Origin of the sequence: Streptomyces sp. SDT5-1, assembly GCF_052245995.1 — a bacterium.
Taxonomy (GTDB): Bacteria; Actinomycetota; Actinomycetes; order Streptomycetales; family Streptomycetaceae; genus Streptomyces.
In genome coordinates this window covers 7848255-7861905 of the sequence record NZ_CM125963.1, presented here as the reverse complement: position 1 = coordinate 7861905, position 13651 = coordinate 7848255, and the positions used below count along the sequence as shown (strand labels likewise).

General features: G+C 71.7%; 12 protein-coding genes. 2 read left to right on the top strand and 10 right to left on the bottom strand.

Going from position 1 to position 13651, the window contains the following annotated elements; all coding sequences use genetic code 11:
- Positions 1-8: 8 nt before the first annotated feature.
- From tkt to ACTWJ8_RS36175, 7 genes are all read right to left on the bottom strand, one after another.
- Positions 9-2075: a transketolase gene (gene tkt, locus ACTWJ8_RS36205; RefSeq protein ID WP_443261715.1), complete on the bottom strand. Its 2067-nt coding sequence runs from the start codon at positions 2073-2075 to the stop codon at positions 9-11.
- A gap of 74 nt (positions 2076-2149) precedes the next feature.
- A complete protein-coding gene (locus ACTWJ8_RS36200; protein WP_356372990.1) occupies positions 2150-3010 on the bottom strand; it encodes a phosphogluconate dehydrogenase C-terminal domain-containing protein in 861 nt (286 codons plus the stop codon).
- Positions 3011-3012: 2 nt separating this feature from the next.
- On the bottom strand, positions 3013-3822 hold the full coding sequence (locus ACTWJ8_RS36195) for a sugar phosphate isomerase/epimerase family protein (RefSeq protein WP_356372991.1): 810 nt from the start codon (positions 3820-3822) through the stop codon (positions 3013-3015).
- Positions 3822-4583, bottom strand: coding sequence for a triose-phosphate isomerase (locus ACTWJ8_RS36190; protein ID WP_356372992.1), 762 nt, complete (start codon positions 4581-4583; stop codon positions 3822-3824). Before ACTWJ8_RS36190 ends, ACTWJ8_RS36195 begins: the two co-directional genes overlap by 1 nt.
- Entirely contained in the window at positions 4583-5044 is a 462-nt protein-coding gene (locus tag ACTWJ8_RS36185) for a ribose-5-phosphate isomerase (RefSeq protein WP_356372993.1), read from the bottom strand. Before ACTWJ8_RS36185 ends, ACTWJ8_RS36190 begins: the two co-directional genes overlap by 1 nt.
- A gap of 73 nt (positions 5045-5117) precedes the next feature.
- Positions 5118-6827 (bottom strand): dihydroxyacetone kinase family protein, encoded by a 1710-nt coding sequence (locus tag ACTWJ8_RS36180; protein WP_443261714.1) that lies wholly within the window; start codon positions 6825-6827, stop codon positions 5118-5120.
- Positions 6824-8215, bottom strand: coding sequence for an MFS transporter (locus ACTWJ8_RS36175; protein ID WP_443261713.1), 1392 nt, complete (start codon positions 8213-8215; stop codon positions 6824-6826). The genes ACTWJ8_RS36180 and ACTWJ8_RS36175 overlap by 4 nt, the downstream gene beginning before the upstream one ends.
- A gap of 308 nt (positions 8216-8523) precedes the next feature.
- Between ACTWJ8_RS36175 and ACTWJ8_RS36170 the strand changes: the two genes are divergently transcribed.
- Positions 8524-9300 carry a FadR/GntR family transcriptional regulator gene (locus tag ACTWJ8_RS36170; RefSeq protein WP_443261712.1) on the top strand — a complete coding sequence of 259 codons (777 nt, stop codon included), beginning with the start codon at positions 8524-8526 and terminating at the stop codon, positions 9298-9300.
- A 9-nt stretch (positions 9301-9309) separates the two neighbouring features.
- Here ACTWJ8_RS36170 and leuD read toward each other — a convergent pair whose 3' ends face one another.
- Together leuD and leuC are read right to left on the bottom strand one after the other, a co-directional pair.
- A complete protein-coding gene (leuD, locus tag ACTWJ8_RS36165) occupies positions 9310-9918 on the bottom strand; it encodes a 3-isopropylmalate dehydratase small subunit (RefSeq protein ID WP_356372996.1) in 609 nt (202 codons plus the stop codon).
- Positions 9918-11321, bottom strand: a complete 1404-nt coding sequence (leuC, locus tag ACTWJ8_RS36160; protein WP_356372997.1) for a 3-isopropylmalate dehydratase large subunit — start codon at positions 11319-11321, stop codon at positions 9918-9920. The genes leuD and leuC overlap by 1 nt, the downstream gene beginning before the upstream one ends.
- 270 nt (positions 11322-11591) lie before the next feature.
- Here leuC and ACTWJ8_RS36155 point away from each other — a divergent pair, with 270 nt between their 5' ends.
- Positions 11592-12074 carry an Lrp/AsnC family transcriptional regulator gene (locus tag ACTWJ8_RS36155; protein WP_356372998.1) on the top strand — a complete coding sequence of 161 codons (483 nt, stop codon included), beginning with the start codon at positions 11592-11594 and terminating at the stop codon, positions 12072-12074.
- Positions 12075-12097: 23 nt separating this feature from the next.
- Here the strand turns inward: ACTWJ8_RS36155 and ACTWJ8_RS36150 are convergent, their stop codons facing one another.
- Complete coding sequence (locus ACTWJ8_RS36150; protein WP_356372999.1) at positions 12098-13522, bottom strand: GntP family permease; 1425 nt, start codon at positions 13520-13522, stop codon at positions 12098-12100.
- Between the last annotated feature and the right edge of the window lie 129 nt (positions 13523-13651).

Here is a 13651-nt window from a genome sequence, read left to right as displayed (position 1 = left end):
GGCCGGGTTCAGCTCTCGGACGCCGCCAGGGACTCCTTCGCCGTGGCCGCCACGTTCTCCGGGGTGAAGCCGTACTCCGTGAAGAGGGTGGTCGCGTCGGCGGAGGCGCCGAAGTGGTCGAGGGAGACGGTGCGGCCGGTGTCGCCGACGTAGCGGTGCCAGGTGAGGGCGATGCCGGCCTCGACGGCGACGCGGGCCCGCACCGACGGGGGCAGCACCGTGTCCTTGTAGGCCCGGTCCTGTTCCTCGAACCATTCGACGCAGGGCATGGACACGACGCGGGTGGCGATGCCCTCGGACTCCAGCCGTTCGCGGGCCGCCACCGCCACGTGCACCTCGGATCCCGTCGCGATCAGGAGCACGTCGGGGGTGCCGGTCGAGGCCTCGGTGTGGATGTAGGCGCCCTTGGCCGTGTTCTCGTTCGGCTCGTACGTCGGGAGTGCCTGGCGGGAGAGGGCCAGGCCGTGCGGGGCGGGGTTCTCGGTGCCGCGCTTGAGGATCTCGCGCCAGGCGATGGCGGTCTCGTTGGCGTCGGCCGGGCGGACCACGTTCAGGCCGGGGACGGCGCGCAGCGACGCCAGGTGCTCGACCGGCTGGTGGGTCGGGCCGTCCTCGCCCAGGCCGATGGAGTCGTGCGTCCAGACGTACGTGACCGGGAGGCCCATGAGCGCCGACATGCGGACGGCGTTGCGCATGTAGTCGGAGAACACGAGGAACGTGCCTCCGTAGACGCGGGTGTTGCCGTACAGGGCGATGCCGTTCATCTCGGCCGCCATCGCGTGCTCGCGGATGCCGAAGTGGATGGTGCGGCCGTAGGGGTCGGCCTCCGGGAGCGGATTGCCCTCGGGGAGGAAGGACGACGTCTTGTCGATCGTGGTGTTGTTGGATCCCGCCAAGTCGGCGGATCCACCCCAGAGTTCGGGGACGATCTCGCCGAGCGCCTGGAGGGTCCTGCCGGACGCGGCGCGCGTGGCGAGCCGCGTGCCGGGCGCGAAGGTCGGGAGCTTCGACTGCCAGCCCTCGGGGAGTGCTCCGGCCCGGATGCGGTCGAACTCGGCCGCCCGGTCCGGGTGCGCCGCCCGCCACTCCGCCAGCCGCGCGTCCCACGCGGCGTGTGCCTCCGCGCCGCGGGTCAGCGCCTCGCGGGTGTGGGCGATCACCTCGTCCTCGACGATGAAGGACCGCTCCGGGTCGAAGCCGAGCAGTTCCTTCGTGGCGGCGATCTCCGCGTCCCCGAGCGCCGAGCCGTGCGAGGCCTCGGTGTTGCGCGCGTTCGGGGCGGGCCACGCGATGATCGAGCGCATCGCGATGAACGACGGCTTGTCCGTGACCGCCTTCGCGGCCTCGACGGCGCGGAAGATCGCCTCGGGGTCCAGGTCGCCGTCCGGCTTCGGCTCCACCCGCTGGACGTGCCAGCCGTACGCCTCGTACCGCTTCGTCACGTCCTCGGAGACCGCCGTCTGCGTGTCGCCCTCGATCGAGATGTGGTTGTCGTCCCACAGCAGGATCAGGTTGCCGAGTCGCTGGTGCCCGGCCGTCGAGGACGCCTCGGCCGCGATGCCCTCCTGCAGACAGCCGTCACCGGCGATCGCGTAGACGTAGTGGTCGAACGGGGACGTGCCCGGTGCGGCATCGGGATCGAACAGGCCGCGCTCGTAGCGGGCCGCCATCGCCATCCCCACCGCATTCGCGACTCCCTGCCCCAGCGGGCCCGTCGTCGTCTCGACGCCCTTGGTGTGTCCGTACTCCGGGTGGCCCGGCGTCTTCGAGCCCGCCGTGCGGAACGCCTTGAGGTCGTCGAGGTCCAGGCCGAACCCGGCCAGGTACAGCTGCACGTACAGCGTGAGCGACGAGTGGCCCGCCGACAGGACGAAGCGGTCGCGCCCCGCCCAGTCGGCGTCCGCCGGGTCGTGCCGCAGCACCTTCTGGAACAGGGTGTACGCCGCCGGGGCCAGGCTCATCGCCGTGCCGGGGTGGCCGTTGCCGACCTTCTGCACGGCGTCCGCCGCCAGCAGCCGCGCGGTGTCCACCGCCCGCTGGTCGCGTGCGGTCCACTCGAAGTGTTCGGTGCTCACCCTGGCTCAGGGCTCCTTGTCGGGTTCGGTCGTGCGGGGGGGGGCGGGCGGAGAGAAGGTGCCTCAGCGGCGGATCAGCGGCGGATTTCCTTGATCTTCAGCATCTTCGTGATGACCTTGTCGAGCTCGCCGTCGTCGAAGACCTTCTTCCAGTCCTCCTTGACGATGGAGTCGCGCCCGTAGTCCATGGCGATCAGGCAGGCGTCGGAGAACGGGTTGTCGCCCTTGAGGGTGTTGGCGAGGGCGACCTGGGTGTGGCCCAGGAGCATGGCGCGCGCGGCCTTCTCCGGGACGCCGACGGTGTGCACGGTCTCGTGCAGCGCCTCGTTGAGGAGCGCGCCGACCATGCAGGCGATGGTCTCGACGAGGGTGGGCTCCAGGACGGCGAGCTGCTTGACGGTGACCCAGTGCACGTCGACGACCGGCGCGTACATGACGCGGATGACGGACTCGGCGAGCGCCTGCTTGTCGGCGTCGCCGCCCTCGTACGCGGCGACGACCTCCTGCGGGGCCGCGATGCCGCCGAAGGTGTCGTCGAGCTCGGCCTGCGTCTTGCGCTGCAGGAACACCGACGGGTGGCAGGGGTGGGCGCACACGTAGTGCACGTCGGCGCGGGGGTGCAGCAGGCCCGCGTAGGCGGCGGCCGGGTCGAGGGTGAGGACGACGGCGCCCGGCTTCAGGAGCGGGACGAGCTGCTCGGAGACCTTGCCCAGGACGATGTCCGGGACGGCCAGGATGAGCACGTCGGCCTGCTGGGCCGCGGCCTCGGACTCGGTCAGCTCACGGCCGAGCGAGCGGATCAGCTCCCGGCCCTTGGGCGAGTTCTCGGAGAAGAGGACGGTGAAGTCGCTCTCGACCAGGTTGTTGGAGACACGCTGGCCCATCTTGCCGGCGGCCCCGATGACGGCAACGGTCTTGTTGTTCTCGGAGGCCATGTTCATTCGCCTTTCGGGAGGTTCAGGAGGGTGCTGATGCTGTGCTGGGTCCACTGGTGTTCGAGCTCGGCGGTGGCGTCGAAGCCACCGTCCTGCCACGGGAGCCAGTGCTCCACGATCTGGTTGATGCCGCGCTCGTCCGGCCGGACGGCGGCGATCATGCCCTCGTAGTCGAGGAGTCCGGTGCCCAGGGGCGCGCCCGCGTAGGTGAAGCCGACCCAGCCGTCGCGGCGGGTGAAGGCGAAGTCCTTGACGTGGATGTTCACCGTGTAGGGGGCCGCCGACTCGACGACGTCCACCGGCCGTTCGAGGCGGGCGACGCTGTTGCCGGGGTCGAGGACGACACCGAGGTGCCGGTCGTCGACCGCCTTGACCACGGTGACCAGGTCCTCGGTTGACACCTGCTCGTACGTCTCCAGGCCGAGCGTCACTCCGGCCGTCGCGTACGCGGGGACCGCCTGCCGGAGCAGGGCCGTGGCCTCGTCCACCGAGGGGCGGTGGACGGCGGTGTTCATCATGGAGCGGACCAGCTTGACACCCAACTCCCCCGCCATGTCGAGGTACTTGGTCAGGTGCTCGGGACGGACGCCGCGGGTGCCGAGCTCCAGGGTCAGGCCCAGGTCGCGGGCCGCGTCCCGCACATCGGCGAGCCGCGCGGCGTCGTACGCCTCGATGGCCGGGTAGTCACAGATCTGGAAGACCTGGCCGCCGAGTTCCTTGGTGTCGACGAGCATGTCCTCCAGGGACATCGGCTTCGGGGCACGCTCGGAGATGCGCCAGAAGTACGCGTAGGTGCTGATGCCGTACGCCATTACGCCACCGCCTCTCGCGCGTCGACCTCGTCGAGGATGCGGGCGACGGCCTCGGGGTCGTGGGCGAAGCGGCCGAGGAAGAGGCCGCCGACGGCGCCGCCGAGGCGGGTGAGCAGGCCGGGGCCCGCGCTGCCGCCGTAGATCACGGTGGAACCGGTGTGCTGGGGGCGGGAGTCGAGCCACTCCCCCAGTGCGGCGCACACCGTGGTGATGTGCTCCGGTGAGGCCGGTTCGGGGGCGCCGATGGCCCACTGCGGTTCGTAGGCGAGGACGACCGGGCCTTCGAGGCCGTACAGGAGGCGGGCGGCCTCGGCGACGGTGCGGCGGGCGGCCTCCTCGGGGTCGACGGGGTCGAGTTCGCCGACGCAGAGGACGGGGGTGAGGCCGTTGCGGAGCGCGGCCGCGGTCTTCGCGGCGACGACCGTGTCGCCCTCCCCGTACAGGCGGCGGCGCTCGGCGTGGCCGACCTCGGCGTAGCGGCAGCCGATCTCCTTGAGGAAGGGCCCCGACACCTCGCCCGTGTAGGCGCCCGCGTCCTCGGTCGCGAGGTCCTGCGCGCCGACGTCCACGCCGCTGCGGGCGAGGATCCCGGCGACCGGCACGATCGCCGGGAAGGCGGGCAGCACGAACAGGCGCGCCCTGCCGCCGGTGACGGCCGGGTGCCGGTCCGCCAACCGCACGATGCGGCGGGACCAGTTGAGGGTCTCGTGGTGGCCGAAGTACATCTTCAGGCTCACCCCGAGCAGGACGGGGGCGTTCATCAGGCGGCCTCGTAGTCGCTCATCAGCTGGACCTTGGCGGCGGAGGCGGACTGCTCGTCGAAGCGGTAGGTGAGCCACTCGGCGGCGAGGCGGCGGGCCAGTTCGAGGCCGACGACGCGCTGGCCGAAGGTGAGGACCTGCGCGTTGTTGGAGAGGATCGCGCGCTCTACGGAGAAGGAGTCGTGGGCGGTGACGGCGCGGATGCCCTTGACCTTGTTGGCGGCGATGGCGACGCCGAGGCCGGTGCCGCAGATCAGCAGGGCGCGGTCGGCCTCGCCGCGGGCGACGCGCTCGGCGGCCTCGATGGCGATGGTCGGGTAGGCGGTGTGCCCGTCGGCGTCCACGCCCACGTCGACGACGGTGTCGACCAGCTCGCTGGCCTGGAGGTCCTTCTTGAGGGCCTCCTTGTACTGGTGGCCGGCGTCGTCGCAGCCGATGACGATGCGGAGCTTGTCGGTCATGACCAACTTCCTTGGCGGTAGCGGTGGTTCTGGTGCGTGCGGATGGTTCGTGCGGGCGGTTGGTGCGGGCGGTTCAGGCGGCCGCGAGGACGTCCGCCACGGCCCTGGTGATGAGGGCGAAGGAGTGGGCGCCCGCGTCGGGGGTGCCGAGCGCCTTCTCGGCGTGCGGCCGGGCGCGCCCCATGCGGGGCAGCAGGTCCGCGGTGGCGCGGGCGGCTTCCTCCGCGGCGGTCGCGGCGGTGGCCCACGCGGGGGCGAGCCGGTCGTCGGCCGCGGCGGTGAGGGCGGCGGCGAAGGGGACCAGCGCGTCGACCATCGTCTTGTCGCCGACCTGCGCCCCGCCGAGGTCGCGTACGGCACGGTCGGCGGCGGCGACGCCCTCGGCGACGCGCGCCGGGGTGGGCCGCCCGCTGTCGCCGAGCGTCCGGCCGAGCGCCCGGAGCATCGCGCCCCACAGCGCGCCCGATGTGCCGCCCGCCTCGTCGGCCCAGGCGTCGCCCGCGAGCCGCAGCGTGGTGCCCGCGCCTGCGCCCGCGGCGACGGCGCGCTCGGCCTCGGCGTGCGCGGCGTGGGAGCCGCGCCGCATGCCGATGCCGTGGTCGCCGTCCCCGGCGACGGCGTCGATGCGGCCCAGCTCGTCGGCGTGGGTGTCGACGGTGGCGCGGGTGGCGGCCAGGGCGGCGAGAACGCGGGTGGCGGTGGCGCGGGAGGCGTCGTCGGCGGGCGGCGGTGTGTCGGCGGTGACGGGCTGCCGGGCGGTGGTCTTCGTGTGGACGGGGGCCGGGGCGACGGCGCCCTTGCGGAAGGCGGGGGCGTCGGCCGGGGCCTGCCACAGTTCGGCGAGCTCGTCGTCGAGCCAGGTCAGGGTGAGCGAGACGCCGGCCATGTCGAAGCTGGTGCACAGCTCGCCGACCTCGGGGTCGACGGCCTCCACGCCCGCGGCTTCGAGGAGCCTGGACACCTCCCCGTAGAGCACGAACAGCTCTTCGTACTTGACCGTGCCGAGGCCGTTGAGGATCACGGCGGCGCGTGCGCCGCGGAGCTGCGGGAGTTCGGCGAGGAGCTTGTCGACGAGGAGCGCGGCGAGGGTCCTGGCGTCGGGGATGTCCTGTTCGCCGATGCCGGGTTCGCCGTGGATGCCGAGGCCGACGGCCATCCGGCCCTCGGGGACGGTGAACAGCGGCTCCTCCGCGCCGGGCAGGGTGCAGCCGGTGAAGGCGACGCCGAAGGAGCGGGTGCGGTCGTTGGCGCGGACGGCGGTGGCGTGCACCTCGTCGAGGCCGGCGCCGCGCTCGGCGGCGGCCGACGCGATCTTGAAGACGGGGAGGTCGCCCGCGATGCCGCGGCGCTTGTGGGCCTCGTCCGTGGCGGCGGAGGAGATGTCGTCGGTGACGGCGAGGGTGCGGGCGGGGATACCGTCGGCCTCGAGGCGCTGGGCGGCCTGTCCGAAGTGCAGGACGTCACCCGCGTAGTTGCCGAAGGCGAGGAGGACGCCCGCGCCGTTGTCGGCCTCGGCGGCCACGTCGTGGATCTGGCGGGCGGACGGCGAGGCGAAGACGTTGCCGACGGCGGCGCCGTGCGCGAGGCCCTGGCCGACGAGTCCGGAGAAGGCCGGGTAGTGGCCCGAGCCGCCGCCGATGACGACGGCGACCTGTCCGGGGGCGGTGCCGCCCGCGCGGACCACGCCGCCGGGGGCGGGGCGGACCCAGCGGCGGTGGGCCGCGACGAATCCGTCGAGCGCCTCGTGGGCGAAGTCGGCCGGGTCGTTGGCTATGCGGGTCACTTCGAGACCTCCGCGAGCTCGGGGTCCGTGCCGGTGCGGCGGCCACGGGAGGCGAGCGCGATCATCAGGGCGGCCGAGACGAGCATCAGGGCGCCGACGAGGAACAGGGGTACGTAGTAGGCGCCGGTCCAGTCGTGCAGCCAGCCGGTGACGTAGCTGGCGGCGAACCCGGCGACGTTGCCCATCGTGTTGATGAGGGCGATGCCGGCCGCCGCGGCGGCGCCGGTCAGGAACCGGGAGGGCACGGCCCAGAACACCGGGAGCGCGGCGAAGATGGCGCAGGCCGTCACGGTGATCACGGCGACGGTGGCGGTCGGCGAGTTCATGTAGAGGGCGACCGGGATGGAGACACCACCGACGACGGCGGGGACGGCGACGTGCCAGGTCCGCGTGCCGCGGCGGGTGGCGTCGCGGGACCAGAAGTAGAGGACGATCGCGGCCGGCAGGTACGGGATGGCGGTGATCCACGCCTTGTCCATCACGGAGAACGAGGTGCCGAACTGGTCCTCGAAGCCGCTGATGATGGTCGGCAGGAAGAAGGCGAGCGCGTACAGGCCGTAGACGAAGCCGAAGTAGACGACGGACAGGATCCAGACGCGGGGGTTGGTGAAGGCGGCGATCAGGTCGGCCTTGCCGTGGCCGCTCTTCCTGGCGCGCTCAGGAGCTTCGTCGTGGCCGGTCTTCTCGGCGTTCTCGGCCTCCAGCTCGCGGGTGAGCCAGTCCGCCTCCTCGCGGGTGAGCCAGCCGGCGTCGGCGGGCTTGTCCTTGAGGTAGAACCAGCCGATCAGGCCGAGGACGATCGCGGGCAGCGAGACGAAGAGGAACATCACGCGCCAGCCCTCGAGGCCGAAGAGCCCGTGGTGGCTGATCAGCCAGCCGGCGAGCGGGGCGCCGAAGACGGTGGTGAGCGGCTGGGCCAGGTAGAAGAGGCCGAGCACCTTGGTGCGGTGCCGCTGGGGCACCCACTGGGAGAGGAAGAGGATCGCGCCGGGGAAGAAGCCGGCCTCCGCGACACCGAGCAGGAAGCGCAGCCAGTACAGCTGCTCCGTGCTCTGCACCCAGGTGAAGAGGAGGGAGACGATCCCCCAGGTCACCATGATCCGGGCGAGCCAGCGGCGCGCGCCGAAGCGGTGCAGCGCCATGTTGCTGGGGACTTCCAGAATGATGTAGCCGATGAAGAAGACGCCCGAGGCGAATCCGTACTGCGCGGCGGTGAGCCCGAGATCCTGGCTCATGCCGTTCGATTCGGCGAACGAGACCGCGGTGCGGTCGAGATAGTTCACGAAGAACATCAGCGCCACGAAGGGCACGATCCGGACGGTGAATTTCCTGATCGCCGACTTCTCGACGGCTGACTGGCCGGCCTCCAGGGAAGGCAGGGCACCCATGGCGACTCCTCACTCGTGCCGGACTGCTCTGTCCGGCCGCGGGTCCCTCCGGTCCGGCCGCCCCGTCGCGCAGTGCGCGTCGGGCGGGTTCACACGGGCCTCAGGACCTTTCGTGCGACTCACGTTAGCCCTGACTGGTTAATTGGTAACCAATTTACCGCCGTGTCGAGGCTCACAGTTTTCCCCGCCTCGCACCCCCTTGACCTGCACTTTCGCAACTGGTGTCATACGCGGCCGCGCGTGCGCGTGCGCCAGGGAAGGGCAGTGGAGCTTGCACGGCCCGTGCAATTGTTTGATGTACTTGCGCGGTGACCAGTACGCCCGAGCCCCGCTCCGACGCCCCGCTGCCCGCCGAACCGGCGGGCGACCCCGCCGACCTGTCCCGACTGCTGCGCCCCGTGGTGCGCGAGTCGACGGTGACCGAGGTCGCCAAGCGGCTGCTCGACCACCTCGCCGCGGGGAACATCAAGCCCGGCACCCGGCTGCCCGCCGAGCGGAATCTCGCCGAGGCGCTGAACGTGGCGCGCTCCAGCGTGCGCGGCGCCCTGTCCGCGCTCGACGTGCTGGGCATCATCGAGATCCGGCCGGGATCGGGCTCCTACGTCCGCGAGGGCACGTCGGACTTCCTGCCGCAGGCCATCAACTGGGGCCTGATGCTGGGTCAGCGCCGCACCCAGGACCTGGTCGAGGTCCGGCGCTACATGGAGGGCGTCTCGGCCCGCCTGGCCGCCGAGCGCGCCCGGCCCGAGGACGTCGAGCGCCTCGACGAGCTGCACGCCGCGCTGCGCAGGACGAGCGACGAGGGCGGCGGCACGCAGGCTTTCGTGGAGGCGGACATCGCCTTCCACCTGGAGATCGCCCACATCGCGGGCAACACGGTGCTCAGCGACATACTCCACTCCATCCGCGCCCTGCTCCAGGTCTGGATGGAGCGCGTCAACGACCTGGAGGGCACGGTCAGCGGCACGCTGTGCGAGCACGCCGCGGTGGTCGAGGCGATCCGCTCGCACGACCCCGACGGGGCGGACCGCGCGATGGCGGACCACATGCACAAGGCGAGCGAACGGCTGCGTCAGACGGTGTAGTTGAGCCCGTCAGGTCCGTGCCGTACGCCGCCCCGTGGTCGGCAGCGCGGGCCTGCGCCGCGCCTCGTACCGCGCGATGTCCTCCTCGTGACGCAGCGTCAGGTCGATGTCGTCGAGCCCTTCGAGCAGTCGCCGGCGGTCGGCCTCCGGCACCTCGAAGGGCACCGGGTCGAGACCGGGAGCATGCAGCAGGCAGCGCTCCAGGTCGACGGTGACCGGGGCGGTGGGCTCGCGCTCCAGCAGGTCCCACAGGCGCTCGACGACGTCGACGGGGACGACCACCGGCAGCAGGCCGTTGCGGTGCGCGTTGCCGGTGAAGATGTCTCCGAAGCGGGGCGCCACGATGGCGCGGAAGCCGTGGTCGACCAGTGCGTACACGGCGCCCTCGCGGGAGGACCCGGTACCGAAGTCGCTGCCCGCCACGAGCACGGTGGCCCGGTCGTACGGGCTCCGGTTCAGGACGAAGTCCGGGTCGTCGCGCCAGTCCGCGAACAGGTCGTCGCCGTAGCCGCGCTTGGTCAGGCGGCTGAGGAACCGGACCGGGATGATCTGGTCGGTGTCCACGTCGCTGACGCGCAGCGGGGCAGCCTGTCCGGTGTGGACGGTGAACTTCTCCATCACTGCTCCAGGTCCTTGGGGGCCGCGAGCCGGCCGGCCACGGCGCTGGCGGCGGCGACCGCGGGTGACACCACGTGGGTGCGGGCGCCCTTGCCCTGGCGGCCCTCGAAGTTGCGGTTGTTGGTGGACGCGGCGCGCTGCCCCGGCCGCAGCCGGTCCTCGTTGACGGCGGCGCACAACGAGCAGCCGGAGGTGCGCAGTTGGATCCCGGCGGCCTCGAAGACCTCGTCGAGTCCTTCGTCGACGGCCTGGGCACGCACGGTGTCGGAGCCGGGGACCAGGAACACCTCGACGCCGGGTGCGACGCGGCGCCCGCGCAGCACGTCGGCGGCTGCCCGCAGGTCCTCGATGCGGCCGTTGGTGCACGAGCCGATGAAGACCGCGTCGATCTCGATGTCGCGCAGGAACGTGCCGGGGGTCAAGTCCATGTAGGCCAGGGCCCGTTCGGCGGCAGAGCGGTGCTGGGGGTCGGCGAAGGAGTCGGGGTGCGGCACCGTTGCGTCGAGCGGGGCGGTCTGTGCGGGGTTGGTGCCCCAGGTGACCTGGGGGGCGATCGTGTCCCCGTCGAGGGTGACCTCGGTGTCGAACACGGCGTCGTCGTCGGAGCGCAGGGTCCGCCAGTGGGCGAGTTCGCGCTCCCAGTCCTCGCCGGTGGGGCGGTGCGGGCGGTCGCGCAGATACGCGAAGGTCGTCTCGTCGGGGGCGATCATCCCGGCGCGCGATCCGGCCTCGACGGTCATGTTGCACACCGTCATGCGGGCTTCCATGGAGAGTGCCTCGATGGCGGTGCCCTGGTACTCGATGATGTGCCCCTGTCCCCCGGCGGTGCCGATGCGGGCGATCAGCGCCAGGATCAGGTCCTTGGCCGTCACCCCTTCGGCGAGCCGCCCGGTGACGGTGACCCGCATGGTACGCGGCCTGGTCAGCGGGAGTGTCTGGGTGGCGAGGACGTGTTCGACCTGCGAGGTGCCGATGCCGAGGGCGAGCGCGCCGAACGCGCCCATGGTCGTGGTGTGCGAGTCGCAGCACACGACCGTCATGCCCGGCTGTACGAGGCCGAGTTCGGGGGCGATGACATGGGCGATGCCGCGCTGCGGATCGCCGCGCCGGTACACCTCGATGCCGTACTCGGCGCAGTTGTGGGCCAGCAGCTCGGCCTGGCGGCGCATCGCCGGTTCCTCGATGCGCTTGAACAGGTCGGCGGTGGGCACGAGGTGGTCCTCGGTGCCGAGGGTGAGGTCGGGGCGGCGTACGGTGCGCCCCGACTCGCGCAGGCCGTCGAAGGCGATCGGGGTGTTCACCTCGTGCAGCAGATGCAGGTCGACGTAGAGCAGGTCGGGCTCCCCGGGCGCCGAGCGCACCGTGTGGGCCTTCCAGACCTTCTCCGCCAGGGTCTCCCCCATGTCGCGGGTCTCCTTCCGGTCGGGGCGCACTCAGGCTGACGGGTGCGTTCGGCCTGGTCAACATCGGTGGGATTTCTTGCACAACCGGCCACGTCCTACGTCTTGTTGAGGTGCCAACGGCGCACCACTGGCCCACTTCTCCGGCGCCGTGCGCGATGACACCTACGGCGTCGGCGCACACCGTTGACGCCCGCGTACGTTGCCGTATGCTCACCGCGAACCGCAGGCCGCTGAGCACCTGGCCACATCCGGGCACCGACGGGAGCGCCAATGTCCACCGCCTTCGAACGACTCGACCTCGCGGTCCTGCGACTGATCGCCGAGGAGCCGCGCGCCGGTGTGCGGGAGTACGCCCGCCGGCTCGGCGTCGCCCGCGCGACGGTTCAGTCACGGGTGGACAAGCTCCAGCGGCTCGGTGTGCTGGTGAGCTGGCGGCCGCAGTTCGACCCGGCGGCCATGGGGTACGCGGGTCTGGCCTACGTACGACTGCACCTGGCGCAGGGGAAGTTGGACCAGACACTCGCGGGTCTCGCCGCGATACCCGAGGTCATCGAGGCGAACGCGGTGGCGGGCGAGGCCGATCTGCTGTGCCGTGTGGTGGCGAAGGACAACGCCGGGCTCGAGGAGGTGCTGCAGCAGATCATCGCCGTCGAGGGGGTCGAGCGGACCTCGTCGGAGGTGGTGCTCAGCCGACGCCTGATGCCCCGCATCTCGCCGCTCATCAAGAAGATGCACGACGAGCTCTGGCGCTGAACCGGGCGGCGGGCGGCCGCGGTTCAGCCGATGAGCGCGGCGAGCGGGACGATGAGCCCGATGGCCACCACAGCGGCGACGGTGACACTGGCGGAGAACGTCTTGAGGGTCCCGCGCGTGGTGAGACCGGTCAGCGACTGCACGAGCCAGAACGTGTTGCTGGTGACATGGATGGCGACCAGGGACCCGGCGCCGGCGGCGAGCGCGATCCACACCGGGTCGATGCCCAGCGAGGGCGCGATCGGCGCGAGGATGCCCACGGCCGTCATGGCGGCCAGGGTCACCGAGCCGACGGCGATGTGCAGCACGGCGGCCACCACCCACACCATAAGCAGCGGGGCCACGGTGCTCGCCGAGAAGTAGTGGCCGAGGATGTCGCCGAGGCCGACGTTCTTGATGGTGAGGGCGAGGGAGCCGCCGACGCCGTTGAGGACGAGGATGAGCCCGCTCTCCCGGAAGCCGTGCCCGATCGCCTCCTCCGTCGCCTTGCCGCCCACGGCGCGCCGGGTGACGAGGATGGTGCCGATCAGCCCGATGAGCAGCGCCACGACGGGTTCGCACACGAACTTCAAGGGCCCGACGGAGACGCCCCCGATCTCCAGGAACGCGCCGGTGGCGATCAGCACGAGAGCCACCAGGACCGGAGCGAACAGGGTCAACAGGCGCACGTCGGTGCCCGCGCCGGTGGTGGGTCGGACGGCGACGGCCGTGGGCGCGGTCCCCGCGGCCCCGCCGGTCCCGGGCAGCTCGTCGCCGGGAGCGGGCTTCCCGGGATCCGATGGGGCACCGCCTTCGTCCTTCGCGGGCAGTTCGTCCTTGGCCGGGTTCCACCAGCCGCGCCGGAACACGAACTGCATGACGGCCACGCTGATCAGCGTCGTCGGCACCGCGATCAGCAGCCCGTACAGCAGCATGGTGCCCAGGGGTACGTCCATCAGCGCGGCGATGGCCAGGCAGCCGATGCCCGGCACGACCATCACGACGCCCACCTCCATGCCGATGGTCATCGCGGACACCATGCGCGGCAGCCCCGACGAGCCGAGCCGCAGGCCCAGCTTGCGGGCGAGCGGGGCCACCATGACCACCAGCACGTCCAGGAAGATGGACTGGAGGGCGGTGACCAGCGCGGCGGACAGGGCGTACGGCATCCGGCGCGGGCCGACCCCGCGCAGCAGCGCGTCGACGAGTCGGTCGATGGCCCCGGATCTGCGCAGCAGCGCCCCGGTGAGGACACCGAACACGGCGAGGAGTCCGATCTCCGCCATGAGGTCGCCGAAGCCCTTGGTGATGGCTCGGACGGTGCCGTCGGCGCCGAGCCCGGACGTGATGCCGAGATACGACGACGCGAGCAGCAGCGCGATGACGGGGTGCACCCGCCACCGGACGATCAGGAGGACCGCCGCCGTGACGGCGATGGCGGTGTTCGCCAGGATCAGCGTGTCTGTCATGACTCCAGGAAGCTAGACGGCGCTGCCGGGTGTGAGAAGAGGTGTGTGAATTGTTGGACCAGTGGTCCAGCCGGAGGGTGTCTCACGTGGCCGGTCGTCACCACTGGTCACTCCCCGACGGCGCGCGTT